Here is a 25,550-nt window from a genome sequence, read left to right on the forward strand (position 1 = left end):
GGTCCGGCAGTGCGACCGGGGCGTCAGCCGGATGACCGGCAACTCACGGTCGGTCTTCTCCTGGTACCGCGCGAAACGGGGCATGGCGGTGGTGATCTTCCGCCATGCCCTCATTCGCGCCAATCATTGGTCGGCCAATGTTACGCTTGTCGGGCCCGCTCGGTCGACGGGGGGTGCCGGTCCGGCAGACGTGTTCGACGAGTGCCTCCCAGCTGCCGGCCAGCCGGTCGACGTGGCGGCCGGAGTCGGCATCCTCCGGCTTGGCCAGATAGAGCAGGATCGGGGCTTCGAGAGCGGCGGCGAGCTGGACGGCCAGGGTGTCGAGGTCCCTGATGTCCGGCCGCGCCTGCCGCAGGAGCATGTGGATGTGGACCTGGGAGATGCTCGCTTCCCCGGCCGGGACGGGTTGGTTGCGGTCGAGCGCGGCCCGCGCGATCGCGAGGTGGGCCATCAGGAAGGTGATCCGGGCGCGACCGTAGGTGATCAGCCGCTCGACCGGTTCGGCTCCGGGGCCCAGTGGTGGCGGGCCGGACAGCACGCTTTCCTGGAAGGCGCGCTCGTCGTCGTCCAGGACCGCGTGGAAGATTCCCGCGCGGGTGCCGAACCGTCGGAACACGGTTCCCTTGCCCAGGCCGGACCGCTCGGCCAGTGCGTCCATGGTCACCTTGTCCACTCCGGACTCGGTGATCATCTCGCGGGCCGTGCTGAGCAGCCGCAGGCGATTGCGTGCCGCGTCGGCCCGCTCCGCGCGCGGCTTGCCGAGGGGAACCATGACTCTGTCCACGCGGTGCAGCGTACGGCACCGATTGCTAAGCGGGGTAAAGTCCGCTTCTGCTATCGTCGACAGTGACATCGAGGCTCCCCGGCGCGTCCTGACCGGCCGCACGGGTCGCAGCCCTCGGCTGTGTCCGGCAGTAGCCCGGGCGCACGCACAGACCAGACGCACAGGTCAGACGCACAGAATGGACCCCCTTGTGAACGCACCGACGAACGCCGCCGCGAGCGATCCGGCGGCTCCCAAGAAGCCCAAGCAGCGGCTGAACGGAGTCGTGGACCGCAGCCTGGTCATTCCGGCCACCCCGATCGAGCGGCTCGACCTGTCGTCCAAGCACCTCCTCGTCATCGGCGGAACGAACGGACTTGGCCGGGCGGTCGCCCAGCAAGCACTGGAGCGGGGCGCCGAGGTCACCGTGGTCGGCCGTACGTTCCGGGATCAGCCGGCGGGCCGGCTGACCTTCGTGCAGGCCGACCTGTCGTCGATGCGCGAGGCGGTCCGGCTGGGGAACGAACTCCCGGCGGAGTCCTATGACGTCGCCTATTTCTCCCTCGGGATCATGGCGGCCAAGACCCGGGAGGAAACCGCCGAAGGCGTCGAGCGGGATATGGCGATCAGCTACCTGAGCCGTCTGGCGATGCTCCAGGGGCTGAGCTCCAGGCTTGGAACCGCGCGCCCCGACGGCGCTCCGCAGCCGCGCGTGTTCGTGATGGGCGCTCCCGGTACTGGCAACATCGGCGACCCCGACGACCCGAACTCGGAGAAGAGCTACAAGTCCTTCGCGGCCCATGCGAACACCGTCGCAGGCAACGAGATGCTCGTGCTTGCCGGCCCCGACAGGCTGCCCGGCCCGGCGTACTTCGGTCTGAACCCCGGCTTCATCAAGACCGGTATCCGGTCGAACTACCTGGGCGAGGGCAGCGTCGCTCACCGTGTGGCCGAGGGGCTGGTGGGTCTGCTGGGACCGTCGCCGGAGACCTATGCGGAGCGGATCGTGCCGCTCCTGTTCACCGATGCTCTTGAAGGTCGAACAGGTCTCATGTTCAACAACAAGGCCCAACCGATCCTTCCGACCAAGGGGCTCGACGAGGGCTACGTCGACCGCTACATGTCCGCGTCGGAAGCGCTCCTGCGGCGGGCCCTGGACTGACACATACGCGCGTTCGCAAGTTGAGCCAGAGCCCGGGTTTTGAAGGCAGCACGGAGCTTGCCAGGACGGTATCGGCGCCGTTCCTCATGAAGGGTCCCCGTCATGCCGCGGGCCCCGAGCCGTCGTCTGATCCGGACGCGACCTCGGAGACGGTTTCGATGAAGGAGCGGACCCGCGCTGTGACACCGTTGCGCGGCCAGACCAGGCCGTACTCGATGGGTGGCGCGTCACGGAACGGTACGAAGACGATGCCGGGCCGCGAGTGGTACTGCGCGGCGCGCAGTGCGGTGGGCGATACTCCACGGCCGGCCGCGACAAGCGAGAGCTCCTCCATCCAGTAGACGGCGGTGGCGCCGTGAGCGATGGGCCGTCCCCCGGGTGTCTGGCGGGGGTAGTGGTAGTCGATCCAGTACTGCGGGATATCGCCCGACACGCTCACCAGCGGAGTGCGCGCCAGGTCTTCGAGGCCGACCGACTCGCGCCGGGCGAACGGATGCTGTGCGGGCATGATGAGTGCGCGCGGTTCGGAGAACAGCACCGGTCCGGCGACCAGATCCGGCTCGGCAACGGGGAACTCGGTGAGTTGCGGATCGAACGCGTTCGCACGCAGCGGGCCGAACGGGTCGCTGAGCTGTACCTCCTGAATCTGTACCGCGCAGTCGGGATACCGTGCCCGGAACACGTCAGTGGCCTTGATGAGCAGGTCGGCAGCCCACTGCGAGGAGAAGCCGACCCGCAGGGTTCCGGTGACACCCTTGCCACTCGCGACGGCCCGCGCCACCGCCTCCTGGATCCGGCGGTACGCCGGGGCCAGGTCGTCGCGGAACTGCCGCCCGGCTGGGGTCAGCGCGACATGGCGGCTGGTGCGTTCAAACAGGGTTACACCGAGGCGATGCTCCAGCCTCCTGATCGTTTGACTGACCCTGCCATGGGCCAGCCCGAGCCGCTCGCCGGTACGACGGAAGTGCAACTCCTCGGCCAGGACCAGAAACGCCTCGATCTCGTGCCGCTCCATCGCCTTCCCGGGACAGCTCGCTCATTGATGAGTTCTGCGCACCGATCGTAGAACACATCGGTCTTGTTCGGCCCTGACGGCCATTGGAGCCTTGAGGCCATGGGACCTGCCAACGAGCTCTTCGACTACAGCCCGATCACCGAACGCCCACCGTTCACCTGGCCCGGCGGCGCCAGGGTCGCCGTCTACATCGGGCTCAACATCGAGCACTTCCTGATTGACCGCCCGTCCACCAGCATCTGGCCGGGCACCTCCGACCTGGTCCCGGACGCGCTCAACTACGGCTGGCGCGACTACGGGCCTCGCGTCGGTATCTGGCGCGTCATGGAGATCCTGGACCGGCACGGCATCAGGGCAAGCGCATTGCTGAACTCCGACGTCGCCCACCACAACCCGCAGATCATCAAGGCGGGCCTGGAACGTAACTGGGCCTGGCTCGCGCACGGGCGGACCAACTCGATCCTCCAGGCGGGCATGACCCGCGACGAGGAGCTCAAGCACCTCACCGACGTTGTCGACACCATCGCCGCCGCCACCGGTCAGCGCCCGCACGGCTGGATGGGGCCTGGACTGACCGAGACGTTCCACACCCCGGCCCTGCTCGCCGAGCTCGGCCTGAGCTACGTACTGGACTGGACCAACGACGACCAGCCCTACCCGTTGAACGTGCCCGGGATGCTCAGCGTCCCCTACACGGTCGAACTCAACGACCTGGGCCTGTTCTCCAAGGGCACCACCGGAGCCGAGTTCGTCCAGATCGTCAAGGACCAGTACGAACAACTGCACGCCGACTCCGAGCACAGCGGACGGGTGATGGCCCTGGCACTGCATCCGTTCGTGATCGGCCAGGCCTTCCGCGCCACGTATCTGAACCAGGCCTTGGCCTACCTCGCGACACAGCCCGACGTCTGGCTGACCACCAGCGACGAGATCGCGGAGCACTACCGGCACACGGTCCAGCCGCGAACCTGAAGTCCTCCCGCCCGCAGAGATCGCGGTGGACCGGTGCACAGCCTGCCCATTCCCCTATCGTGCCGGCATGGGGTGCTGGACTGCGTATGCCCTGCGGGCCGAGGACGGCACGAGCTGGGTCATGGGGGAGAAGTGGGGGATGTGGGACCTCACCGACGCGACCGACCGCGTGCGCCTCGTCGAGGCGGTGCTTCGCCGCGGCACCCGCGTGGGCGACGGCCGTGCCCGCGGTCTTCTGGGCGGCGCCTTCTGCCGAGGCGTCGCCCTCGACCTGGTCGCCCGCCGATACCGCTACTACAGATGTGACCCGCCGGACGTCCACTACCTCGACTGCCACGCGCGGCAACGGGCGACGGCGCCGGACTGGGATGGTTGGGATGTGGCGTACGCCTGGGGCGGACGTGATGACCTCGCCGACATGGTGGCGGCGGCCGGGCCGGTCTTCACCGAGGTCGAGACGGACCCGGCACTGCCCGACGCGGTGCCGCTGACCTCACGGCAGGACTGGTTCATCGGCTGGGACCCCGGCGAATGGCGGATCTCGGTGCTCCACAGCGAGATCATCGCCGACCTCCTCGCGCCCGCCGAAGCGGTGGTGAGCCTCATCAGGGCCGATCACACGGTGCTGGACCATCAGCTGGCCATCCGCGAGGTCGTGCCGTGGCTGGCCCGGCACGGCGAGTCCCTCACCGAGACACTGCCTGCCCACGCCCCGTACCCCATGCCGATGGAGGGGACCGTCAACGCCGGCGTGGTCGTCGACCTTCCCGCGCGCCGACTGCGCTACTGGACCACAGAGCCTGTGCCTCCCCGACTCACCGCACGCACGGCCGCCGCCTGGCCGGGGTGGCGCGTCGAGCGGCTGCCGCTCGGCTTCGTCGGCCATCTGGCCGCCACCGGGCGAGACGACCCGGACCTGCTGCTCACCGACACCGAGCTGCGCGACGCGCGGTGGGACGAGGACCTCATCGCGATGCGGAACACGGACCGCCGCGCGCTGCGCGTCGACCCGAGAATCCTGCGAACACCGCGGGTGGAGGTGGTCGAGGACGGCCGAGAAATTTAAGTGTGTTCCTTGCGTTCGGCGGCCAGGACGTCGCGGTGGCGGCACGGCTGTGCCGGCCTGACTCCTTGTGCCAGGTCCATCCCGCAGTGGGATGCGCTGTACGACGGCAAGTTGGTGTCGTAGCGCCAAGCTCTCCATGTCTATCGCCGCGCTCGACCGGGCCGGCAGCGCGAGCCATCGGGTGGTCTGACACCCGAGTAGACAGATCAGACGCATGCGCGCTCTGGTGAATCCGAACCCGCAGGTCACCTCGGGTGACACAGCGTCTGTCACTCACAAGCCCACGCCCGCCCCAGCCACTCGGAGCAGGAACGCCGCGACACCTTTCCCGGCTGGGCGGATTGTTCGTGCCCGGGACGACTGGGCGTGGGAATGCAGCGGCTTGTCGGCCATCTGCATACATACGATCACCATCATGGACACACCGCGCTGAAGGGCCAACGACCCGTCAGCCGCGTCCCCAACCTCACCAGGCAATACACCACCATCACCAGGCAGGCATTTCGACATGACGGTCCCCGCCTCGCACCCCGCGCTCATACGTGTCCGTCCCTCCGCACCGTCCGCCCGCACTGTCATCACCACGCTCCTGGGCACCACCCTCCTCATCAAGGCATGCGGGTTCGCCTACGACTTCCTGGGTTACTACATCGGCGACGCCCACGGGACGACGGCGGCCGGTGCCGCACTGACGGTGTTCGGCGTCGGCTGGTGCGTCGGGCAACTGGCCAGCGGTGTGGTGACCGACCGGCTGGGAGCGCGGACGGCGTGTTCGATCGGCCTGCTGCTGGCCGCCGTTGTCTGCGTCGGCCTCGCCGCCGCCGACACGTTGCGGTCGCTGCTGCTGCTCGCGTTCTGCCTCGGATGCACCATGGACGTATCGCGGCCCGCCCTGTCCGCGGAGATCAACGACCGGGTGATGAGCGAGGGCGCTCGCACCCGCGCCCAGGGCTGGTTGTACTGGGTATCGAACGTGGGTGTCTCCCTCTGTGGTGGTGTGGGCGGCTACTTCGCCCACCAGCACGGTTACCGGGCGCTGTTCGTCGCCAACGGTGTCGCCTGCGTGGCGGCAGCCGTGCTCGCACGCCGAGTGCTGTCCGGCCGGCCGTCCCCGGCCCGGGCCGGACGAGAACACCGCTTTTACGCGCAGATGCTGGCCGACACCCCCCTGCGGTGGATGGTCGCCGCCGCGATCGGCGCGATGGTGTGTGCCTACGGCCTGGTCAGCGTGCTCCCCCTGGTGATGAACGCGGACGGCCTTCCCCCGTCCGCGTACGGCACCGCCATGATCGCCAACACCGTCGCCGTCCTGGTGCTCAGCCCGCCTCTGACCCGTTTTCTGGTCGGCCGGGACGACCGCGTCCGCTACTCCGTCGCCCCGGTGCTCGCGGCGGGGAGCCTTATCCTGGGTGCCGCCATGGGGCTGGCGGCCCTTCAGCACACCACGCTCGGCTACTCCACGGCGGCCGTGGCCATGGTGCCCGGCGAGGTCTGCTACTGCGTCGCGATCGGTGCCTACCTCGCGACGGCCGCCCCGCCCGGCGCGATCGGCCGCTATCAGGCGGCACTGAGCGGAGTCGGCGCCATTGCCTCGCTCACCCCGCTCGGCATCGCCTTCGCCCTCAACACCGGTGGCCGCCCCCTGGTCGCGGGCCTGCTGGCAGCCAGTGCGGCTCTCGCCGCCCTCGCGTGCGTGCCGCTGTCCCGCTCCCTGCGCACGTCAGCCCCGCCCCGCCCCGCCGCCGAGCCCGTCCCGGCCCAGCACTGACCACGCGGTGTCGCGATGCCGCGCCGCTTCCCCGCTGTGAGAGGAACAACCACATGAAGATCGCGATCGTCGACGGGTACTCGACCGGGGCCGCCCTGGCCCGGCGTCTTGCCGGAGCGGGCGTCGCGTGCGTCCACGTGCAAAGCCGCGCGGACGTCCAGCCCTTCTTCCTCCGGGCGTTCCGCCCGCAGGACTACGTGCTCGACCTGGGCTTCACCGAGGACGTGACGGGTGTGGCGGAGCAGCTCCGGCGCCATCGCGTCTCCCGCGTTCTGGCCGGCACGGAGTCCGGTGTCCTCCTGGCGGAGACGCTCTCGCACGCGCTGGGCCTGCCGACGAACGTGCCCGAACTGCTGCACGCACGTCGGGACAAGGCCCTCATGGCCGAGGCCGTCCGTGCCGCGGGCCTGGCGACTCCGCACAGCACCGTGGTGCGATCCGCCCGTGCCGCAGCAGACTGGTTCGCCGCATCCGGGCTGGCCGAAGCCGTCGTCAAGCCCCTCGCCAGCGCCGGCACCGACGGGGTCACGTTCTGCGGTTCGCCGGAGGAAGTCGCCCGAGCCGGCCACGCCGTGCTCAGCGCGCCCAACGCCTTCGGCGAGCCCAACCGCGCCGTGCTCGTCCAACAGCGCGTGCACGGCACCGAGTACTACATCAACACGGTGTCGGTGGCCGGTATCCATCACACGGCGGAGATCTGGCGCTACACCAAGCGGGTCGGCCCCGCGGCCACGCCCATCTACGACTTCGAGGAGCCCGTCGCCCCTGCCAGTGCCGAAGGACAGGTGCTGACGGCCTTCGTAGGGGAGGTGCTGGACGCTCTCGGCATCGCCGAAACACCGGCGCACACCGAGGTCATGCTCACCTCCGAGGGCCCCGTACTGATCGAGACGGGCGCCCGCCTGGGCGGAGCCACCGCACCCGATGTGGTGGACACCTATCTGGGCCTGTCCCAGACATCCCTGGCAGTCGCCGCCGTGACCGATCCGCGGTCGCTGGGCAGCCACGGTGCCGCCGACGTCTCCGGCGGCCGGTGGCTTCGCTGCGTGGAATTCATCAACCACCACCGAGGACGCGTCAGCGCCGAGGCCCTCACCAAGATCTCGGAACTGCCGAGTGTCGTGTTCGCCACCCCGGCCGCCGACCCGGGCACGCTCCTGGAGCCGACCACCGACCTTCTGACCTCTCCGGGCTACGCCTACTTCGCCGCCTCCGACCTCACGGAACTGATGCACGACTACGAGACCCTGCGCGCCTGGGAGCACCAAGGCATCTACACCAGGTGAGCCCCGCGTGGGCCCGGCTTCCACGCCCCGCACCCGCACGCGCACGCCTTCGCCCTCGGGTTCGCGGTACGCCCGGTCATCCGATAGCCGATATTGAAGGGAGACCGTACCCAGGTCGTTTCACACAGGAGGACTGCTTCATGAATGACTTGCCCTTGACGCTCATGGCGGTACACGCCCACCCCGACGATGAGGCCACCGGAACAGGAGGTGTCCTCGCGCGGTACGCGGCGGAGGGCATGCGCACGGTCCTCGTGACGTGTACCGACGGCGGTTGCGGTGACGGACCGGGGGGTGTCAAGCCGGGCGATCCCGGACACGATCCGGCGGCTGTCGCCCTGATGCGGCGTCAGGAGCTCGAGGCGAGCTGCGAAGTCCTGAAGGTCAGTCATCTGGAGATGCTGGACTACGCCGACTCCGGGATGATGGGCTGGCCGACCAATGACGCCCCAGGCTCCTTCTGGCAGACACCCGTGGTGGAGAGCGCTGCCCGACTCGCGGAACTTCTGCGGCGCTACCAGCCCGATGTGGTCGTCACCTACGACGAGAACGGCTTCTATGGCCACCCCGACCACATCCAGGCCAACCGCATCACGATGGCGGCGCTGGCGATGACCGGGCTGACACCAAAGGTGTACTGGACGACGGCGCCCCGCTCGATGATGCAGCGGTTCGGGGAGGTCATGAGCGAGTTCGTGCCGGACTGGCAGGAGCAGGATCCCGATGAGGCCGCCGCGATGGCCGAGATCGGGCTCCCCGACGAGGAGATCACCACCTGGGTGGACACCACGGCGTTCGCCGGGCAGAAGTTCGATGCGCTGGCCGCGCATGCCAGCCAGGGCGCGAACATCTTCTTCCTCGCGATGGGCCAGGAGAGGTTCACCGAGTTGATGGGCGTCGAGACCTTCGTACGTGTCCGGGGCATCACCGGCGCGGTCGTGCCCGAGAACGACCTCTTCGCCGGGCTGCGCTGATCCGCCCGCCCCCTTGATCATCAGTGGCCCTGCCCGGTCGCGTGGCGGTGAGAGGACGCCGGTCCCCCCCGCTCACCCGGGCAGGGCCGTTGAGCGGGAACGTTAGGCACCGCGGGAGTGTGCTTCGGCGTCATCGTCCCGCGCCCGACTGGTGTCGCTGTTGTGGTGGTGTTTCGGTCGCGGCCGGGGGGCGCCCTCGACGATCGCCCGGAGCGCCGCGACGTGCCCCTCGAAGGCGGTGCGGCCGCGGCCCGTCAGCCGTACCCTGGTGCGCCGCTTGCGGCCGCCGCCCACCTTGTGGAGCTCCAGATATCCGGCCTCCTCCAGGGTGTGCAGCTGCTTGGAGAGCGCGGAGACGCTGAGCGAGAGGCTGTCGCGGACGAACGCGAAGTCCGCCCATTCCGTCGCGGCGAGCAGCGCGACCACCGACAGCCGGGTGGCGGGATGGATCAGCTCGTCGAAGCCGGCGGGAACGCTCATCGGCCCGCGCCTGCCGGCCGTGCGGCGCGGCTCCGCGCCGACTCGGCCGCCCGGCGGTTCGTCGGCGCGACGAACAGCACGAACACCGCCGCCGAGATGGTGGCCTGGATCAGACTGGCGGACATCTGCTCCAGCGAATCGACCAGACGGCCGGACAGCAGGGCCGTCCCGCCGGTCACCACCGCCCCCGCGACGAAGGTGCCCAACATCCGCCGGGTGCACCGGGTGTGGTGCAGGCGCACCCGGCTGCGGCGGTTGTGGAGCAGGGCCAGCACGCTCGTCAGCGCGATGTACGCGGCGAGGACCAGCCACACGCCCCACCCGGGCAGGTCCAGGCCCAGACCGGCCAGGAAGAGCCACATGAGCGCGGCCATGGCCCAGGTGGTGCCCGAGCCGCCCGCGGCGGACCGCTCGACCTCGTCGTACACCCGCTCCTGCGGCACTCGGATGCGCTGTAGATCGCTCCATGCCTGTTCGGCGTCTACCGGCGTGCTCATGGCCCGTGCCCTCCTGCCCTCACTTTACTTTCCTAGGAGGAAAGTCATCCTTGGCTTTCCTGACAGGCAAGTCGGTGGTCGGTCGGTGCCGGCACCGGTGGAAACGGGAAGAGGGCTCATGCAGAAGGACCTGCTCATCGTCGAAGACCTGATGCTGCTGATGTTCGACGACTCGTCGGGGGCGATCGCGGGGGCCGGCACCCTGTACTACACCCTGGGCGGCGCGGTGCTGGTCGAGCTCGCCCAGGCCGGCCGCGTCAGGGTCGACGAGCAGGACAAGGGGCTGAACGGGCTGAGGGTGCACGCCGTTGCCGGTTGGCCGTTGCCCGATCCCCTGCTCCGGGCCGCCGACGAGAAGGTCGCCGAGCGAGCACGGGGCGTACAGACCCTCCTCATCCAGATCGGCACCGGGCTTCGCGAGACCGTGCTGGACCGGCTCGTCGAGCGGGGTTTACTGCGCCGGGAGAGCAAGAGGACGCTGCGCGTGTTCCGGACGACGGCCACGCGGGCCGCGGACACCCGGCACAAGGAGGCCCTCGTCGAGCGCGTACGCGCGGCGCTGGTGGACGGCGCGGAGCCCGATACCCGTACGGCGGCGGTGATCGGACTGCTCTCCGCGAGCGGCACGCTGCCGAGCCTGCATCGCGTCATCCCCTGGTCGGGCGCGGTCCACAAGCGCGCGAAGCGGCTGGAACAGGCCAGCTGGGGCGCCGAAGCGGTGAACACCGCAGTGATACGGACCCTCGCGGCGACCACCGCGGGAGCCGTGGTGACCGCGACCGCCGTCACCAACTGAGCGCGCCTGAGACGTTGGTTGCACTCCTGAGGGAACCTGTGCCCAGTAAGCGGCGATCACTTACCGTTCGCGTTATGCGGACTCCTTCGCTCCCGACCGATCCGCTCGTCGGCAGACACGAGTTACAGCAACGCGTCGACGAGCTGACCCGCGCCGCGCTTACGGGACAGGGCGGCGCGCTGGTGCTGGAGGGCGAGGCGGGCATCGGCAAGAGTGCCCTGCTGGACCACGCCCACAACGCGGCGCCCGGGTTCCGGGCGGTCCGGACGTCCGGGTCGGAGTTCGAGCAGGAACTGCCGTACTCCGCGCTGCACCAACTGTGTGTGCCGATGCTGAAGCACCTCACCGAGCTGCCCGGCCGGCATCGTGACGCCCTTCAGGTGGCCTTCGGGTTGGCCGAGGGCACACCCGACCCGTTCCGCATCGGTCTGGCGGCCCTGGGACTGGTAACGGCAGCGGCCCGGGAGCGGCCCCTGCTGTGCTTGATCGATGACGCGCAGTGGGTTGACAGCGCGTCCGCGAGGGCGATGGTCTTCCTTGCTCGCCGGGTCGCCGCCGACCCGGTGGCGATGATCTTCGCGGCGCGGTCAACGGACACGGCGACCGGACTCGGCGAGCTGCCGAAGCTGGCCGTCCGCGGTCTGAGCGACGAGGACGCCAAGGTTCTGCTGGCGAAGCGAAGCCCGTTCCCCCTCGACGACCAGGTCCGGGAGCGGCTCGTCGCCGAGGCCCAGGGGAACCCGCTGGCGCTGCTGGAGCTGGACCGCGCCGGTGGCTTCGTCCCGCCTGACATGTCCTCGGTGCCGACCCGGATCGAGTACGGCTTCCGAGCCAGGCTGGCCGGTCTGTCCGCCGAGGCCGGGCTTCTGCTGACCGTGGCGAGCGCCGACCCGACCGGCGACCCCGGCCTGCTCTGGCCGGCCGCGCGTCAACTGAACCTCGATGTGACACCGGCCAGCGCGGAGGCGGACGCGACGGGACTGGTCGAGTTCGGTACCCGCATCCGTTTCTGCCACCCGTTGGCACGTTCGGCGGTCTACCGAGCCGCCGACGCCGGCCAACGCCGCGCGGTGCACGCCGCTCTGGCGGCCGTCACCGACCCGGTCATGGCGCCGGACCGCCGGGCCTGGCACCGCGCCCAAGCCAGCCCTGGCCCCGACGACGACGTCGCCGACGAGTTGGAGCGGTGCGCGACGCGTGCCCAGGCGCGCGGGGGCGTGGCAGCCGCGGCAGCCTTCCTCGAGCGCTCGGTGGCGCTGTCGCTGGACCCCGCACGCCGGATCGAACGAACTCTGCACGCCGCCCAGGCCGGCTTCGACGCGGGGGCGCCCGGCAGGGCGGCCAACCTGCTCGCGACCCTGGAGACCACCACGCTGGACGAGTTCCAGCAGGCGGACGTCGGCCTGCTCCAGGGCCGCATCGCCTTCACCCGGCACGGCGACGGCTCCGGACCGATGCTGATGGTGCGCGCCGCTGGGCGGCTGGCGAGCCTGGATCCGGACCGGGCACGTGACTGTTTCCTCGACGCCGTCGAGATGAGCCTGTCCGTCGGCCGCGGCGGTGTCGTCATCGACCGGGTGCTCACCGCCGCCCGGTCCACGGCGCCGCCCCCGGGCTCGCCGGACGCCCTTGACGCCTTGATCGTGCTCGCCACCGACGGGTACGAAGCCGCGGTTCCGCTGCTTCGCCACGCCCTCTACGACATCGGCGACGCGTTCTGGACGCGGCGTCCCGCGCTCGCCACGATGATCGCAATCGAGCTGTGGGACCCGGACACCCATGCCGCCATCGCCGCATGGCTGGTGAAGGCGGGCCGCGCTTCGGGCTCGCCGCTGCTGCTCAGGCTCGGCCTCGCGCAGAAGGCGGTCGACGCCACCCTGATCGGTGACATCGGGCAGGCGATCGCGGCCACCGCGGAGGAGGCGGCGATCGCCGACGCGACCGGCGCACCCCCGCTGCTCCATCACCGGCTGCATCTCGCCGCGCTGCGCGGCCGCCGCGACGAGGTTCTCCACCTGCGCGAGGCAGCCACCGCGGCACCGGCCGCCGGAGGTCCGGGACAGGTCACGAACCTGCACTGGACAACAGCCATGCTCAACAACGGGCTGGCCGACTATCCGGCCGCGCTGGCCGCGGCTCGCAAGGCCACCGAGCACGGTGATCTGTTCCTCACCGGAGCGGCCCTGCCGGAACTGGTCGAAGCCGCGGTCCGTTGCGGCGACCACCTCACCGCGGCGCGGGCAGCGGACTCCCTCACCGAGCGCACACAGGCCGGCGGAACCGTCGCCGGCCGGGGAATCGCGGCCTACGCACGAGGACTTGTGACCGGCATCGAGGATCACTACCGGGAAGCCATCGACCTGCTCACCGAGGGCCCACTGCTTTCCTACCTGGCCCGGGCGCACCTCTTGTACGGCGAATGGCTGCGGCGCGAAGGCCGTCGGCGTGACTGCCGCGAGCACCTGCGCACCGCCCACGAACTGCTGTCCAGGGCCGGGGCGGATGCCTTTGCCCGGCGGGCCGCCGGCGAGCTGCGCGCCACCGGCGAGAAGGTCCAGGCCCGGTCCGGGCAGACGTACGAGAAGCTGACCATGCAGGAGGTCGCCGTCGCCCGCCTGGTGGCCTCGGGCGCCACCTCGAACGAGGTCGCCGTCCAGCTCTACATCAGCAAACGCACCGTTGACGCTCACCTGCGCAACATCTTCCGCAAGCTCGGCATCAACTCACGCAGGCAGCTCAAGGATCACCCCGACCTCGTCATCAAGGACAGGCTCGACAGCCGGTGAGAGGGGATCGCGCAGGTGCCTACGCGCCGTCGCCGTCGAATAGGCAACTTGTGCCGATGTGACGAGACACCAGGCCAGTTCATAGTCGGCTCAGGTGCGGCGCTCCTGCTCTGCACCGTGTCGGCGGCATACGTTTCGCCGCCTACGAATTCACCACCTGTGAAGGGGAGCACGATGATCTACCACAGCATCCGGCTGAAGGCCAAGGCGGGCGTGACGCAGGAGCAGATCGAGGAGGCGCTGGAGAGCATGCGCAACCAGGGCCGGGTCATCCCGGCCGTGAAGTCGTTCGTCGTCGGCCGCGACTTCGGAAGCGATTTCGACTGTGGCGCCGTGTTCGTCATCGAGGACCTCGACAGCTACTGGGAGTATCTGACGCATCCGGCGCACGCGCACACCGACCGGGTCGGTATGCCCTTGGTCGAGAAGTATCACTCGTACGACATCACCGACGATGACGACCCGCAGATGGGCGCGAAGATCGCCGAACTGCACCGGCGACGGTACGCAAACGACCCCGAGCTGGCCGCGCTGGTGAGCAAGCTGCCCTAGTCCCCGGGACCCGCCTTTCGGCCCGCAGGCACCCCCAGCCGCAGGTGTTGTCGGATGTCACGGCTGTCCCTACGGATGGGGGGTGCGACGGACCCTGCCTGAATCTCGCCCACGGCCTTAGCGTCGAGTTATGAACGATGAACAATTGATCGCGGACCTGCACAGCCGCTGGGTTTTCGGTTGGGAGCGCAATGAGGGGGACGCGCCGTTCGACTTTCGGCGCACCTTCGGCGAGTTCTACGACTTCAGCTCTCCGGACGTCCGGCTCTACGACGACTTCGACCCCGAGCAGCGCGTGGCGACGACAGCCGCCGGATACGGCTCGATTTGGGAGCCCAACTTTCACACGATGATTTCCGCGCACCATGCCGTCGACGACGGCCCGCACGTCATCGCCGACCACGATCTGGCCGCGTCCACCCTGACATTCGTAGCGCGGATCACCATGCCCGACGTCACCACGGACATTCGTACCACGACCTCGCTGGTCTGGCGTCGAACGCCGGACGGCTGGCGGATCGTCCGCGAACACAACTCGACCAAGGTTCTGCCCGCGGGGGAGCCCGTAAACGGTTCCGCGAAGGAGAGTTCACATGCTGCACCAAAGCATTTCCCTGGTCGGTACGGTGGAAAACGGGGAATTGGCGAGAATGATTCGTGCCGAGCCGGCTGAACGGCAGAAAAGGATTCCCGTGGTGGTCCACGCGCCGGATCCGATCCTGCGGGAAGGCGCGATCAGCCAGCTCCGGCGGCACCCGGAGGTCGACCTCGTCGACGAGGCCACCCCCCATGACGACGGCGTGGCCCTGCTCCTCGCCGAATCGCTCGACCAGGCATTGCTGTCCCGATTACGTAGACTCGTTCGCAGCGAGGGCCTGCGCTCCGTCCTGGTGATCAGCCTGATCCGTGAGGCCGAGTTGCTGGACGTCATCGAAAGCGGTGTCGGCGCCATCGTCTGGCGGCACGAGGCCACCAGTAGCCGACTGCTGCGGGCGGTGACCGCGGCCTTCCACGGCGACGGCGACCTGCCCTCCGATCTGCTCGGCCGGCTGATGAACCAGGTCAGCATGTTACGTCCGGGAGCGGTGGCCAACCCCGCGGCCCAGACCAGTCATCTCACCCCGCGCGAGATCAACGTCCTGCGGCTGGTCTCGGAAGGAATGGACACCAATGAGATCGCCGAGAAGCTCTCCTATTCGGAACGAACCATCAAGAACATCATGCAAGGACTCACCACACGGCTGAATCTGCGCAATCGCGCCCATGCCGTGGCGTACGCACTGCGTGAGGGGTACATCTCGTGATTCACGAAGTCGACGGGCTGCTGCGGAAACTGCTTCAAGGCGGCGCACTGACCGGAAGCGACATCGACATCGTCTTCGACGCCCCGACCGGCGAATGGGCCGCCCGGCGCAATGCGCCGGTACTGGACTGCTACCTGTACGACATACGCGAGGACGTCAAGCGTCGCGAACGCGGCATGGCCCCCGTCCGCGACGAGCGGGGCATCACCGTGAGCCGGCGCCGCCCCCCGCGCTGGTTCCGGCTGTCGTACCTGCTCACCGCCTGGGCCAAACGGCCCGAGGACGAGCACAGGCTGCTGTCGGCCGCGCTGGCCACCCTGATGCCCCAGGAGGTGCTGCCGCCGAGCAGCCTTCCGGAACCCCTCGCCGGGCTCGGCCTGAGCGTGCCGCTCACGGTCGCCGGGGTGCAGGCCGAGTCCCGTTCGCTGGCCGAGATCTGGTCCGCGCTCGGCGGCATGCTCAAACCGTCGATCGACCTCGTGATCACCGTGCCGTTCCCGCCCTACCCCGACTACGACGCCGGACCGCCCGTCACCGAAGGCGCTCTGGTACGCGTCCGCGAACTGGACGGCCCTCTGGAGGATGACGGCCGGACACACCAGCCGCGCCACCTCACCCGGGTGGCCGAGGGAGCACGCCCCCGGTGACCGACAGCCCGACGCCCGCGTCCGATGTCTCCTCATCCCGCCGCCGCGCCGGCGACCCGGCGAGCGCGGTCGTCGCCCGGCTCGCCGTGCTGCGGACGCGGATCACCGCCCTCGTCGAACGGCGCAGAGCCGGCGACCCCACCGCGGCCGACCCGCTGCGCGGCCTCTACCTGTCCGATGAGGCCATACGCCACCATCTGCGACGGCCCGGCGACGGCGACCCGCCGCCCCTGGAGGACGACGGGAGCCCGGAGCCCACCGACGGGCCCTCGCCGGCCGGTGAGCCACCGCGGGCAGACGACCGCCTGCCCCGGCTCGCTCAGCGCCTGGGCCTGACCGAGCTGGACACCGCCGCCCTCCTCATCGCGCTCGCCCCCGACCTCGACCGCGGATTCGAGCCGCTGTACGGCTACCTCAACGACGACGTCAGCCGCCGGCGGGCCACCACCGGGCTGGTGCTCGACGTCTGCGGGCTGCCCGCGACGCATGCCGCCGCCCGTGACCGGTTCCACCCCACGGCGCCCCTGTCCGCGCTCGGCCTGCTGATGGTCGAGGAGCCCGAACGGCCCTTCCTCAGCCGCTCGTTGCGCGTTCCGGACCGGCTGGCCGCCCATCTGCTGGGCGACGAGGCGCCGGACGCCGCGCTCGACGGACACCTCCGCCCGCTGCCGACCTCGCCCGCCGGGGCGGACGCGGGCGACGGCGGCCCACTGGCCCACCGGCTCGCCGAGCACCTCGACGCCGCGCCCCTCACCGTCTACCTGCGCGAACACCGGGAGGGCGAGGGCCTGCTGTGCGCGGCCACCGCCCTGCGGGCCGCCGGATACGGTGCGCTGCACTACACCCCCGTCCCCGTGGGGCACACGGACGGACACGAGCCGGGCGTCGAGGGCGGCGCCGGGCACGGCGACCATGCCGCCCACGCCGCTGAGCGTCATGGCGCCGCTCTCCACGGCCCGGTGCGGGAACTGCTGCGCGAGGCGCGGCTGCGCGGCTGCGGGATCGTCGTCTCCGAACTGCCGGGACGGCCGGGACCCTTGATCCGGGCGCTGTCCGTACGCGACGTACCGGTGCTGTTCACCGGAGCGCGCCCCTACGATCCGCAGTGGTCCGACCGTGACCCGCTGGTGCTGGACGTCGAACGGCTGCCCTCGGGCGGGGTGGAGGCGTGGTCGGCCGCGCTCGGCATCGACCCGGCGGACGACCCCGGGTTCGATCTGGCGGCGACCGTCGCCCCGTACCGTATCGGCGGTGAGCGGATCCACCGGGCCGCGCGGTCCGCGCTCGCGCTGGCGGCCCTGGAGGGCACCCCCCTGGCCGCCGGCCATCTGAAGCGCGCGGCGCGTCAGCTCTCCGCCTCCGGGCTGGAGCAACACGCCCGCCGGATCCGGCCGGCCGTCGGCTGGGACGACCTGGTGCTGCCCGACGAGCCGCTCGACCAGCTCCGCGAGCTGGCCCGGCGCGCCCGCCACCGCGACCGGGTGCTCGGCGAGTGGCGGCTGAGCGCGGGCGGCGGGCGGGGACACGGCGTCCTGGCACTGTTCGCCGGGGAGTCCGGCACCGGCAAGACCCTCTCCGCCGAGGTGGTCGCCGCGGATCTGGGGCTGGACCTGTATGTGGTGCAGCTCTCCTCGATCGTCGACAAGTACGTCGGGGAGACCGAGAAGAACCTGGAGCGCATCTTCACCGAGGCCGACCGCACCGACGCCGTGCTCCTCTTCGACGAGGCCGACGCGGTCTTCGGCAAGCGCTCCGAGGTCAAGGACTCCCACGACCGCTACGCCAACATGGAGAGCGCGTATCTCCTCCAGCGGCTGGAGGCGTTCGGCGGCATCGCCCTGCTCACCACCAATCTGCGGGCCAACATCGACGATGCCTTCACCCGCCGGCTCGACCTGGTGGTGGACTTCCCCTTCCCCGACGCCGGGCAGCGGCTGGCCCTGTGGCGGCGGATCCTGGTCCATGTGCCGTGCGAGGAGGGCATCGACCCGGGCCCGTGCGCCCGCGAGTTCGAGCTGGCGGGCGGCTCCATCCGCAGCGCGGTGGTGACCGCCGCCTACGCGGCGGCCGACCGCGGCGAGCCGGTCACCGGCGCCGATCTGCTGGCCGGTGCCCGGCGGGAGTACCGGAAGGCGGGCCGCCTGGTGCTGGACGAGGTGTCCTGGTGAGCGGCGGCCCCCGCACCAGGCGGACTCAGGCGGACTCGCTCAGTTCCCCTCGTTCTCGGGCTTGACGATGAACCACCTCTGATCGTCGTCATCAGAGCAGCCGAAGAGGGTGAGCCTGGCGCCGTCCGCCCGGTCCGTTCCCCGGGAGGCGTAGCCGGAGACGTCCAGGCAGAGCTGGTTGCTGGCGTAGTTGTGGATCCAGTAGAGGCCGCCTGTGTTCGGCCGCTCCTCCAGCCACCAGAGCTGGTTGTCATCGATCTTGCGGTTGCAGGGCGCCTCCTGCACGACCGTGGTGGCGGGTGCCGGGTCCGGCCCCGGCAGGTCCATGCAGTAGCCGTCCATGGTGTTGCGGATCTGGAGGAGGTCTGCGTTGCCCGGCCCCTTCCCCTTGAACACCGTTTCGAGGTTCCACCGCTGCCGCGGCTTGTCCTCGTCGCAGGGGAACTGGGCGGTCTTCCCTTCCAGCTCGCCCCTCGGCTCGACCGGGGCGGCGCACTTCTGCGTCGTCCCGTTCCGGAGCAGGACGCGGGTGAACTTGTCGTCCGGCTCCCGCTCCTGCTCCTTCTCCGGTTTGGGCTCGCCGCCGCCACCGGCGCCGTTCCCGTCACCGCCTGCCGGCTGACTCGGCTCGGGCTCCACGCTCGGCGTGGGCAGCGAAGGACTGGAGGCCGATGGCCCCGGGGTCGGCAGCGCGGAGGAGTTGACCTGCTCGGTCCGGGGCTGGGCCCGGGTGTTCACCTGGGGCTTATTCGCGAACCAGATGGTGACGAAGGCGATGGTCAGCGCGATCAGGACGCTCAGGAACATCCCCAGCCAGCGCGGCATCAGCCCCGGCTGCTCGTAGGTGCCCCGCACCGGCAGCGGTTCGGCGCCGGATCGCTGTACGGAGAGCGTGAACGGCCGGGCCTCTTTGGGGCCCGCCCAGATGATCCCGCGCGGTTTGAGGGTGGTCTTGATGAAGGCGGCCCGGCCGGGCTCGATCTGGACGTTGGCCGGGTGGATGTCGTAGGAGATCTGGTCGCCGTTGTCGCTGCCGCTGACGGAGGCGGTGAGCTTGACGTTGCCGAGATTGTCGACCGCGAGCTTCGGCCGCCCCCGGAACCTGCCCTTCACCGTCTGCGGCACGAGCTCGGCGCGCACCTCGCTGAACGGCGTGACGGTGACGTTCCCCTCGGGGACTGTGGTGGCCTCGGGGTGCTCGGCCGGGAGGATCTGCACCCCGTACGGATTCGGCCCGGCCGTCGCCTCCGGGGTCCGGGGCGGGGCGAAGGTCAGCTCCACTGTCCCGGTCGTGCCCGGGTAGAGCCGGAGCGTCTGCGGCTCCACGGTCGTCCATGGGGACAGGGTGCCGACCGGTACGAAGCGGTACTCGTCGACGACGTCGCCAGTGTTGCGCAACCGCAGCCGCACGGTGGCCGAGCCACCGGGGTTCACGGTGGTCGAGGCAGGTTCGAGGGAGGTCCAAAGGCTCACCGTACGGACGCTATGGCGGGCGGCCGCCCGCCGTCCCAGGCGTGGGGGCAGGGTCCGTTGCCTGGAAGGTGTGGCGCCGTGCCCCGACGGGCGGCCGGTGGCCCTCGGGGCCGGGTGGTTGCCCCCAAGAACGGGGAGGGCTGCCCCGGGGCATCTACTGAACACACGGACGCGTGGCGTATCGAGAGAGGACGTATCGGAGCAGGGAGAGGCGAGGCGATGCACGAGCGACAGACGCCGGAGAACGAGCGGTCCCCAGGCCGTTCCAGGCCCCGGACCCGCCTCGCGGCGGCCCACACCACCACAGGGCCGACGGCACACCTTGCGTTCCGCGATCCGGTGACCCCGGGCCAGATGGGCACCCTCCAGAGCCTGGCGGGCAACGCCGCCGTCGTCCAGAGACTGGCACAGGACCAGGAGCAGGACCGGCACGAGCACGACGGGGCCTGCGGACACACGCCCTCTGTGCAGCGCTCGACCGTGCTCGACGTGCTGGCCATGCCAGGGCAGCCCTTCGACGGCCCGCTGCGTACGGAGATGGAGGCCCGCTTCAACCGGCCCCTGTCCCATCTGCGGGTGCACACCGACGTCGCTGCCCAGCGCTCGGCGGAGGAGATCGACGCCGAGGCGTACACCTCCGGTCACCACATGGTCTTCAAGCCGGAGAGTCTGCGGAAAAAGCGTGTCGTCGCCCACGAGATCGCGCACACCTTCGACCAGGAGAAGGGGGAGGTCCCCGGCACGGACCAGGGCGACGGGACACGGATGTCGAGCCCGGGCGACGCCGGCGAGAAGGCCGCCGACGCCAAGGCGGACGAGGTCATGAGCAAGCCGGTCCCGGCCGGTGCGGCAGCGGCTTTCACGCCCACGGAGACGGGGACGGGGACGGGGACGGCGGCCCACGCGAAGACGGCGACGCCGATCGGAGACGTCGCCGTCCAGCGGTGGCCCGGGGCCAGGCAGTCCACCCGCGACGCGCGGCGGCGTCCGGTGGACAGACGCGGTCGTACCCGAGAGGCGGAGCGCCAGCGCAATCACCCCGAGGGCACGGAAGACCTGCTTACCGCGGCCGAGAACTTCATACCCAGCAGGAGAAGGGTCAACGGCACGCGGTTGTGGGACGGAAACCGGGTGGCATTTGCCCCGGGCGTCAGGGCGGGGATTCTCGCCAGCGATGAGACAGAGAAGAAGTGGAACAGCCGGGGTGAGCTGACCTACCGCTGCCGGGGGCGATGCAAGGAGTACAAGACCGCCGACAAAATGGACATCGATCATGTCGAGGGGATCATCGCCTATATCGTCCGGGCGGCGAGTTTCACGAACTTCCAGGTGGACCTGGGGCTGTACAACGAGCGTTTCGTGGGGATCTACCGCGACCTCTGGGCGATTACCCAGGACGACGCCGTAGCGGCGGCGAACCACGCGCCGAACCTCAGGGCGAAGTGCGCGCGCTGCAACCGGAGAGACGGGCAGAACAGCGAGTCACGCGACATGGACAGGAGCATGCAGGAGTGGGGCGTGGCGTACTACTCGCAGGGCAACGAGCAGACGGCCGCCCCGGCCGGCCCCAGCTCGTACGGCGGTGGCGGTGGCGGTTACGGCGGGGGCGGTGGCGGTTACGAGGGCGCGGACATCTACACGGTCACCCGAGAGCCGAACTTCTAGGCAGAGCGAGGCCCGGAGCCTGGCCGCCGCTGTACCTTCGTGCACCGGCTCTGCACCGGGCCAGGTACCCAGGGACCTGGGCGGGGGTGCGGCGTCCCGTCAAGAGTGAGGGTGGCACGGTTTCCCCACCCTCCGAGGAGCACAGCGCATGCCGTCGTATCTGTCGCCCGGCGTCTACGTCGAGGAGGTCGCCAGCGGCTCCCGACCGATCGAGGGGGTGGGCACTTCGGTGGCCGCCTTCGTCGGGCTCGCCCCCCGCGGACCGCTGAACACCCCGACGCTGGTGACCAACTGGTCCCAGTACGTCGCGTCCTTCGGCGAGTTCATCGATGGGCTCTACCTCGCACACGCCGTCTACGGCTTCTTCAACAACGGCGGCTCCGCCGCCTACGTCGTGCGGGTCGGTGGCACAGCCGAAGGGGAGACCGGGGCGGCCGGTGCCCCGGCCGCGGTGGCGGGGGGTGCCGGTGGCCCGGCCGAGCTGCCCCCGGGCGCCCCCGCCGAGCTGGGCACGTTCACCGTCCGGGCCCTCACACCCGGCGGCGCGCTCAGCGTCGAGGTGGCGGACGCGGAGGGGGAGGGCCCGGCCGAGCGGTTCAAGCTGATCGTCAAGGACGAGGGCAAGGTCGCCGAGTCCTTCGACGTGACGGCCAAGAAGGGCAACCGCTCCTACGTCGTCACGCAGGTCAAGGAGCGCTCCAGGCTCATCACGGTCCAGGAGGCGGCCCCCGCCGCGCAACTCGCGCGGCCGCAGAACCAGACGGTGGCCCTGGCCCGTCCCGCCGCCCCCACCCCGGCCGGCGCTCCGGCCGAGGCGGGTGAGGGTCACCCCGGCCCCGCCCAGTACCTCGGCGACTCCGCCGACCGCACCGGCTTCGGCGGCCTGGAGGCGGTGGACGAGATCTCCATGGTGGCCGTCCCCGACCTGATGGCGGCCTACCAGCGCGGCGCGATCGACCTGGAGTCGGTCAAGGCGGTGCAGCTCGGACTGATCGCGCACTGCGAGCTGATGGGCGACCGGGTTGCCGTCATCGACCCGCCGCCCGGCCTCAACGCCCGTGACATCCGGGTCTGGCGGCAGGAGACCGCGGGCTACGACTCCAAGTACGCGGCCCTCTACTACCCCTGGATCAAGGTCTTCGACCCGGCCAGCGGCCAGTCGGGCCTGGTCCCGCCGAGCGGTCACATCGCGGGCATCTGGGCGCGCAACGACTTCGAGCGCGGCGTGCACAAGGCCCCGGCCAACGAGGTCGTGCGCGGCGCCATCGACCTGGAGACCCAGGTCACCCGCGGGGAGCAGGACCTGCTCAACCCGATCGGCGTCAACTGCATCCGCGCCTTCCCCGGCCGCGGCATCCGCGTCTGGGGTGCGCGCACCGTCTCCTCGGACCCGGCCTGGCGCTACATCAACATCCGCCGGTACTTCAACTACCTGGAGGAGTCGATCCTGATCGGAACCCAGTGGGTGGTCTTCGAGCCCAACGACCACCACCTGTGGGCCCGTATCCGGCGCAACGTCTCCGCCTTCCTGGTCAACGAGTGGCGCGGCGGCGCCCTCTTCGGCTCCTCTCCGGAGCAGGCCTTCTACGTCAAGTGCGACGAGGAGACCAACCCGCCGGAGTCGGTGGACCTGGGCCGGGTCGTCTGCGAGATCGGCATCGCGCCCGTCAAGCCCGCCGAGTTCGTGATCTTCCGGCTGGCCCAGTTCTCCGGCGGAAGCGGCGAGCTGGAGGAGTAGAGCTCCGTGGGCTGTACGTAGCCCGACCTCCGATCAGCAAACAAGCAGAAGGACAGACAGCGGCTCATGAGCATGGCACCCGGCGATACCCTCACCTCACACAATTTCGGCCTGCAGATCGACGGCGTCATGGTCGAATACCTCAAGAAGGTCGAAGTCCTGAGCTTCCAGCAGGACGTCATCGAATACCAGCAGGTCTCGGCCACCGGCCAGCCCAAGGTCAGCAAGATGCCGGGCGTGCAGAAGGCGGGCGAGTGCACCGTCGTGCGCGGCATGACGCACTCCTCGGCGTTCACGGAATGGATCAAGGAGTCCATCGAAGGCCGCATGTCGACGGCCCGTAAGAACGCCACGATTCTCGTGATGGACCCCGAGAGCAACCCGGTCAAGCGGTACAACCTGCGCAACGCCTGGTGCTGCAAGATCGACGCCAGCTCGGTCGAGGCCGGCGCGGCCTCGGCGCTCACGGAGACCGTGACCATCACCTACGAAGAGCTGGTCATCGAGTAATGCGCCGCACCGCCCTCCGGCCCGAGACCGTGGCCACCGGTACCGACCCGGCCGCACCCCCGGCCCAGCAGCCCGCGGCAGCGCAGCACGTCGCCGCCGAACCGCAGCGGCTGCGCACCGAGTTCGAGTTCGAGCTGCCGCGCGGATACGTCGACGAGTCCGGCACCGTGCACCGCACCGGGGCCATGCGGCTGGCGACCGCCCGGGACGAACTGGTGCCCCTGCGGGACGTCCGGGTCCAGGAGAACCCGGCCTATCTGTCGGTGGTGCTGCTCGGCCGGGTCATCACCCGGCTCGGCACGCTGCCGACGGTGCACGACGGGGTGGTGGAGAACATGTTCGCCTCCGACCTCGCCTTCCTCCAGGACTTCTACCGCCAGGTCAACGCCGAGGGCCACACCAGGGCCGGGGTGACCTGCCCGCACTGCGAGCACGCCTTCGAGGTGGAGCTCGGCGGGAGCCGCCTGGGGGAATCGTGACGTACGCGGCCGACCGTATCCACGAGGAGATCGCGTACATCGCCTACCACTTCCACTGGAGTCTGGAGGATCTCCTGGACCTCGAACACCGCGACCGGCGGCGCTACGCCCAGGAGATCGCCGCCCTCGTCACCCGCGCCACGGAGGGGTAGATGGCCCTGCTCGACAGGCTGCGCGGCCGCCGCGCCCGCGAGGCCCGCGCCGAAACGCCGGCGACGGCCGCGACGGCCGCGACGGCGGAAGGCGCGGCCCAGGCGGTGGTGGAGCGCGGGGCGGCCGGCTGGTCCGGCCTGCCCCCGATCCGGCCGATCGCCGCCGCCCGGCCACCGCGCGGTGTCGCCGACCCCGGCTTCGGCGGCGCGCTCACCACCTGGCAGAACCCCTCCTTCGCCGGGACGCTGTCGCACGCTGTGCTCGACGGCGCACCGGGCGGCCTGGTCCGCGGCGCCTTCGTCACGTCGGGCAACCCGTCCCCGGCCCTCGGTGCGCCCGCGCTGACCCTGCCGGTGGCCCGGCGGGAGGAGCCCGCGGGGCCCGCCGGTGCGGCGCCCGCGGCGCCGACGTCCGCCCGGGCGCTGGGGCCCCGGGTGCGGCCGGTGCAACGGAGCGCCGTACGTACCGCCCGCCCGAACACTCTGACCACGGCCCCGGCGGCCCGCGCCGTACAGCGCCGCTCTCTGCCGACGGCCCCATCGGCGCCCCGGCCGCCCGCCCCCGCTCCGCCCGCCCCCGCTCCGGCTGTCCCTGCTCTGCCTGCTCCCGCCCCGCCTGCTCCCGGTCCGGCCGTCCCTGTTCCGTCGCCGACACCGGAGCCCGGTGTGGGCTCGGCCGAGCGGCAGCCGAGCGGCCCGGACGCGCCGACGACCGGAACGGCCCCGCTGTCCGCCGCTCCTTCACCTGTCGTCCCGTCACCTGTCTCTCCCACACTGCCCGTTCACCGGCACCCCTCGGCGGGGCATGGCGGAACCGGTCCGTCCGCCGGTCCGTCCGCGGGGTCGGCCCCGGGCCGGCGGCGTACGGGCCTGGGCACGCCCATGACCGGGAAGCCCCCGGCACCCATTGAGCGGCACGTCTCGTCCGCGCCGGGTGCGCCGTTCGCCACCCCCTCCGGGCCCGGCCTCCGCACGGGCCTGGGCGCGCCCCTGCCGTCGCGTCCGGCCCCCGCGACACCGGCACCCTCGGCAGCTCCGCAGGCGCGGACACCGTCGCCGGAGCCAGGACGGCACGACCCGTCCCCGCCCGCCGAGGGGGCCACGCCGACCGTGACCGCCGCGCCGGTCGTGCGGCCCGAGGCGAGGGTTCCGGTACTGGCGGCCCCTTCCCCCGCCCCCGCTGCGGACGCCGGTTCCGCATCGGCCGGGCCCCGGCGGGAGACGAGCCGTCCCAGGCTCCCCGCCTCGCTTCCCTTGGCGTCGGCGCGGGCCCTTACCTCCGCGCTATCGACGGTGG

General features: G+C 70.6%; 23 protein-coding genes and 2 pseudogenes. 20 read left to right on the top strand and 5 right to left on the bottom strand.

Annotated features, from left to right (window positions below; genetic code table 11):
* Positions 1–43 precede the first annotated feature (43 nt).
* On the bottom strand, positions 44–784 hold the full coding sequence (locus ABTY62_RS16285; RefSeq protein ID WP_352130061.1) for a TetR/AcrR family transcriptional regulator: 741 nt from the start codon (positions 782–784) through the stop codon (positions 44–46).
* Positions 785–974: 190 nt separating this feature from the next.
* On the opposite strand from ABTY62_RS16285, the gene ABTY62_RS16290 reads away from it, so the two are divergent.
* Positions 975–1,925, top strand: coding sequence for a Rossmann-fold NAD(P)-binding domain-containing protein (locus ABTY62_RS16290; RefSeq protein ID WP_352130062.1), 951 nt, complete (start codon positions 975–977; stop codon positions 1,923–1,925).
* A 100-nt stretch (positions 1,926–2,025) separates the two neighbouring features.
* Here ABTY62_RS16290 and ABTY62_RS16295 read toward each other — a convergent pair whose 3' ends face one another.
* Positions 2,026–2,940 carry a LysR family transcriptional regulator gene (locus tag ABTY62_RS16295; protein WP_352130063.1) on the bottom strand — a complete coding sequence of 305 codons (915 nt, stop codon included), beginning with the start codon at positions 2,938–2,940 and terminating at the stop codon, positions 2,026–2,028.
* A 99-nt stretch (positions 2,941–3,039) separates the two neighbouring features.
* On the opposite strand from ABTY62_RS16295, the gene ABTY62_RS16300 reads away from it, so the two are divergent.
* The 6 genes and pseudogenes from ABTY62_RS16300 (at position 3,040) to ABTY62_RS16320 (ending at position 9,006) form a co-directional block, all read left to right on the top strand.
* Positions 3,040–3,912: a polysaccharide deacetylase family protein gene (locus ABTY62_RS16300; protein WP_352130064.1), complete on the top strand. Its 873-nt coding sequence runs from the start codon at positions 3,040–3,042 to the stop codon at positions 3,910–3,912.
* Positions 3,913–3,979: 67 nt separating this feature from the next.
* Positions 3,980–4,978 (top strand): hypothetical protein, encoded by a 999-nt coding sequence (locus tag ABTY62_RS16305; protein WP_352130065.1) that lies wholly within the window; start codon positions 3,980–3,982, stop codon positions 4,976–4,978.
* 279 nt (positions 4,979–5,257) lie between these two features.
* Positions 5,258–5,461, top strand: a pseudogene (locus ABTY62_RS47515) (hypothetical protein); the annotation flags it as partial.
* A gap of 25 nt (positions 5,462–5,486) precedes the next feature.
* Positions 5,487–6,746 carry an MFS transporter gene (locus tag ABTY62_RS16310; protein WP_352130066.1) on the top strand — a complete coding sequence of 420 codons (1,260 nt, stop codon included), beginning with the start codon at positions 5,487–5,489 and terminating at the stop codon, positions 6,744–6,746.
* Between the two features lie 53 nt (positions 6,747–6,799).
* Complete coding sequence (locus ABTY62_RS16315; RefSeq protein ID WP_352130252.1) at positions 6,800–8,032, top strand: ATP-grasp domain-containing protein; 1,233 nt, start codon at positions 6,800–6,802, stop codon at positions 8,030–8,032.
* Between the two features lie 140 nt (positions 8,033–8,172).
* Entirely contained in the window at positions 8,173–9,006 is an 834-nt protein-coding gene (locus ABTY62_RS16320) for a PIG-L family deacetylase (RefSeq protein ID WP_352130067.1), read from the top strand.
* Positions 9,007–9,108: 102 nt separating this feature from the next.
* Here ABTY62_RS16320 and ABTY62_RS16325 read toward each other — a convergent pair whose 3' ends face one another.
* Together ABTY62_RS16325 and ABTY62_RS16330 are read right to left on the bottom strand one after the other, a co-directional pair.
* On the bottom strand, positions 9,109–9,486 hold the full coding sequence (locus ABTY62_RS16325) for a transcriptional regulator (protein ID WP_352130068.1): 378 nt from the start codon (positions 9,484–9,486) through the stop codon (positions 9,109–9,111).
* The gene (locus tag ABTY62_RS16330) at positions 9,483–9,983 is read right to left on the bottom strand and encodes a hypothetical protein (RefSeq protein ID WP_352130069.1); all 501 of its coding nucleotides are present in this window, start codon (positions 9,981–9,983) and stop codon (positions 9,483–9,485) included. The genes ABTY62_RS16325 and ABTY62_RS16330 overlap by 4 nt, the downstream gene beginning before the upstream one ends.
* A 118-nt stretch (positions 9,984–10,101) precedes the next feature.
* On the opposite strand from ABTY62_RS16330, the gene ABTY62_RS16335 reads away from it, so the two are divergent.
* The 7 genes from ABTY62_RS16335 (at position 10,102) to ABTY62_RS16365 (ending at position 18,236) form a co-directional block, all read left to right on the top strand.
* Entirely contained in the window at positions 10,102–10,779 is a 678-nt protein-coding gene (locus ABTY62_RS16335) for a GOLPH3/VPS74 family protein (protein ID WP_352130070.1), read from the top strand.
* A gap of 74 nt (positions 10,780–10,853) precedes the next feature.
* Positions 10,854–13,565 carry an AAA family ATPase gene (locus ABTY62_RS16340; RefSeq protein WP_352130071.1) on the top strand — a complete coding sequence of 904 codons (2,712 nt, stop codon included), beginning with the start codon at positions 10,854–10,856 and terminating at the stop codon, positions 13,563–13,565.
* 174 nt (positions 13,566–13,739) lie between these two features.
* Entirely contained in the window at positions 13,740–14,117 is a 378-nt protein-coding gene (locus ABTY62_RS16345) for a Dabb family protein (RefSeq protein WP_352130072.1), read from the top strand.
* Between the two features lie 130 nt (positions 14,118–14,247).
* Positions 14,248–14,790 carry a YybH family protein gene (locus ABTY62_RS16350; RefSeq protein WP_352130073.1) on the top strand — a complete coding sequence of 181 codons (543 nt, stop codon included), beginning with the start codon at positions 14,248–14,250 and terminating at the stop codon, positions 14,788–14,790.
* Positions 14,768–15,421 carry a helix-turn-helix transcriptional regulator gene (locus tag ABTY62_RS16355; RefSeq protein ID WP_352130253.1) on the top strand — a complete coding sequence of 218 codons (654 nt, stop codon included), beginning with the start codon at positions 14,768–14,770 and terminating at the stop codon, positions 15,419–15,421. Before ABTY62_RS16350 ends, ABTY62_RS16355 begins: the two co-directional genes overlap by 23 nt.
* The gene (locus tag ABTY62_RS16360) at positions 15,418–16,068 is read left to right on the top strand and encodes a Pvc16 family protein (RefSeq protein ID WP_352130074.1); all 651 of its coding nucleotides are present in this window, start codon (positions 15,418–15,420) and stop codon (positions 16,066–16,068) included. Before ABTY62_RS16355 ends, ABTY62_RS16360 begins: the two co-directional genes overlap by 4 nt.
* The gene (locus ABTY62_RS16365; RefSeq protein ID WP_502997470.1) at positions 16,065–18,236 is read left to right on the top strand and encodes an AAA family ATPase; all 2,172 of its coding nucleotides are present in this window, start codon (positions 16,065–16,067) and stop codon (positions 18,234–18,236) included. Before ABTY62_RS16360 ends, ABTY62_RS16365 begins: the two co-directional genes overlap by 4 nt.
* A gap of 39 nt (positions 18,237–18,275) precedes the next feature.
* Here the strand turns inward: ABTY62_RS16365 and ABTY62_RS16370 are convergent, their stop codons facing one another.
* A complete protein-coding gene (locus ABTY62_RS16370) occupies positions 18,276–19,709 on the bottom strand; it encodes an RICIN domain-containing protein (RefSeq protein ID WP_352130075.1) in 1,434 nt (477 codons plus the stop codon).
* Positions 19,710–19,928: 219 nt separating this feature from the next.
* On the opposite strand from ABTY62_RS16370, the gene ABTY62_RS16375 reads away from it, so the two are divergent.
* The 6 genes and pseudogenes from ABTY62_RS16375 to ABTY62_RS16400 form a co-directional block, all read left to right on the top strand.
* Positions 19,929–21,374, top strand: a complete 1,446-nt coding sequence (locus ABTY62_RS16375; RefSeq protein WP_352130076.1) for an eCIS core domain-containing protein — start codon at positions 19,929–19,931, stop codon at positions 21,372–21,374.
* Between the two features lie 148 nt (positions 21,375–21,522).
* The gene (locus tag ABTY62_RS16380; protein ID WP_352130077.1) at positions 21,523–23,112 is read left to right on the top strand and encodes a phage tail sheath family protein; all 1,590 of its coding nucleotides are present in this window, start codon (positions 21,523–21,525) and stop codon (positions 23,110–23,112) included.
* A 66-nt stretch (positions 23,113–23,178) separates the two neighbouring features.
* The gene (locus tag ABTY62_RS16385; protein ID WP_352130078.1) at positions 23,179–23,622 is read left to right on the top strand and encodes a phage tail protein; all 444 of its coding nucleotides are present in this window, start codon (positions 23,179–23,181) and stop codon (positions 23,620–23,622) included.
* Positions 23,622–24,101, top strand: a complete 480-nt coding sequence (locus ABTY62_RS16390; RefSeq protein WP_352130079.1) for a hypothetical protein — start codon at positions 23,622–23,624, stop codon at positions 24,099–24,101. Before ABTY62_RS16385 ends, ABTY62_RS16390 begins: the two co-directional genes overlap by 1 nt.
* Positions 24,098–24,253: a DUF6760 family protein gene (locus tag ABTY62_RS16395; RefSeq protein WP_352130080.1), complete on the top strand. Its 156-nt coding sequence runs from the start codon at positions 24,098–24,100 to the stop codon at positions 24,251–24,253. Before ABTY62_RS16390 ends, ABTY62_RS16395 begins: the two co-directional genes overlap by 4 nt.
* Positions 24,254–25,550, top strand: a pseudogene (locus tag ABTY62_RS16400) (hypothetical protein); the annotation flags it as partial. It lies immediately after the preceding gene.

It is taken from the genome of Streptomyces sp. NPDC097640 (genome assembly GCF_040302705.1).
Taxonomy (GTDB): domain Bacteria; phylum Actinomycetota; class Actinomycetes; order Streptomycetales; family Streptomycetaceae; genus Streptomyces.

Excerpts from the sequence above, each read along its gene's own strand:
- ABTY62_RS16295 (WP_352130063.1), bottom strand. The coding sequence starts at position 2,940 with ATGGAGCGGCACGAGATCGAGGCGTTTCTGGTCCTGGCCGAGGAGTTG.
- ABTY62_RS16300 (WP_352130064.1), top strand. The coding sequence starts at position 3,040 with ATGGGACCTGCCAACGAGCTCTTCGACTACAGCCCGATCACCGAACGC.
- ABTY62_RS16305 (WP_352130065.1), top strand. The coding sequence starts at position 3,980 with ATGGGGTGCTGGACTGCGTATGCCCTGCGGGCCGAGGACGGCACGAGC.
- ABTY62_RS16310 (WP_352130066.1), top strand. The coding sequence starts at position 5,487 with ATGACGGTCCCCGCCTCGCACCCCGCGCTCATACGTGTCCGTCCCTCC.
- ABTY62_RS16315 (WP_352130252.1), top strand. The coding sequence starts at position 6,800 with ATGAAGATCGCGATCGTCGACGGGTACTCGACCGGGGCCGCCCTGGCC.
- ABTY62_RS16320 (WP_352130067.1), top strand. The coding sequence starts at position 8,173 with ATGAATGACTTGCCCTTGACGCTCATGGCGGTACACGCCCACCCCGAC.
- ABTY62_RS16325 (WP_352130068.1), bottom strand. The coding sequence starts at position 9,486 with ATGAGCGTTCCCGCCGGCTTCGACGAGCTGATCCATCCCGCCACCCGG.
- ABTY62_RS16330 (WP_352130069.1), bottom strand. The coding sequence starts at position 9,983 with ATGAGCACGCCGGTAGACGCCGAACAGGCATGGAGCGATCTACAGCGC.
- ABTY62_RS16335 (WP_352130070.1), top strand. The coding sequence starts at position 10,102 with ATGCAGAAGGACCTGCTCATCGTCGAAGACCTGATGCTGCTGATGTTC.
- ABTY62_RS16340 (WP_352130071.1), top strand. The coding sequence starts at position 10,854 with ATGCGGACTCCTTCGCTCCCGACCGATCCGCTCGTCGGCAGACACGAG.
- ABTY62_RS16345 (WP_352130072.1), top strand. The coding sequence starts at position 13,740 with ATGATCTACCACAGCATCCGGCTGAAGGCCAAGGCGGGCGTGACGCAG.
- ABTY62_RS16350 (WP_352130073.1), top strand. The coding sequence starts at position 14,248 with ATGAACGATGAACAATTGATCGCGGACCTGCACAGCCGCTGGGTTTTC.
- ABTY62_RS16355 (WP_352130253.1), top strand. The coding sequence starts at position 14,768 with ATGATTCGTGCCGAGCCGGCTGAACGGCAGAAAAGGATTCCCGTGGTG.
- ABTY62_RS16375 (WP_352130076.1), top strand. The coding sequence starts at position 19,929 with ATGCACGAGCGACAGACGCCGGAGAACGAGCGGTCCCCAGGCCGTTCC.
- ABTY62_RS16380 (WP_352130077.1), top strand. The coding sequence starts at position 21,523 with ATGCCGTCGTATCTGTCGCCCGGCGTCTACGTCGAGGAGGTCGCCAGC.
- ABTY62_RS16385 (WP_352130078.1), top strand. The coding sequence starts at position 23,179 with ATGAGCATGGCACCCGGCGATACCCTCACCTCACACAATTTCGGCCTG.
- ABTY62_RS16390 (WP_352130079.1), top strand. The coding sequence starts at position 23,622 with ATGCGCCGCACCGCCCTCCGGCCCGAGACCGTGGCCACCGGTACCGAC.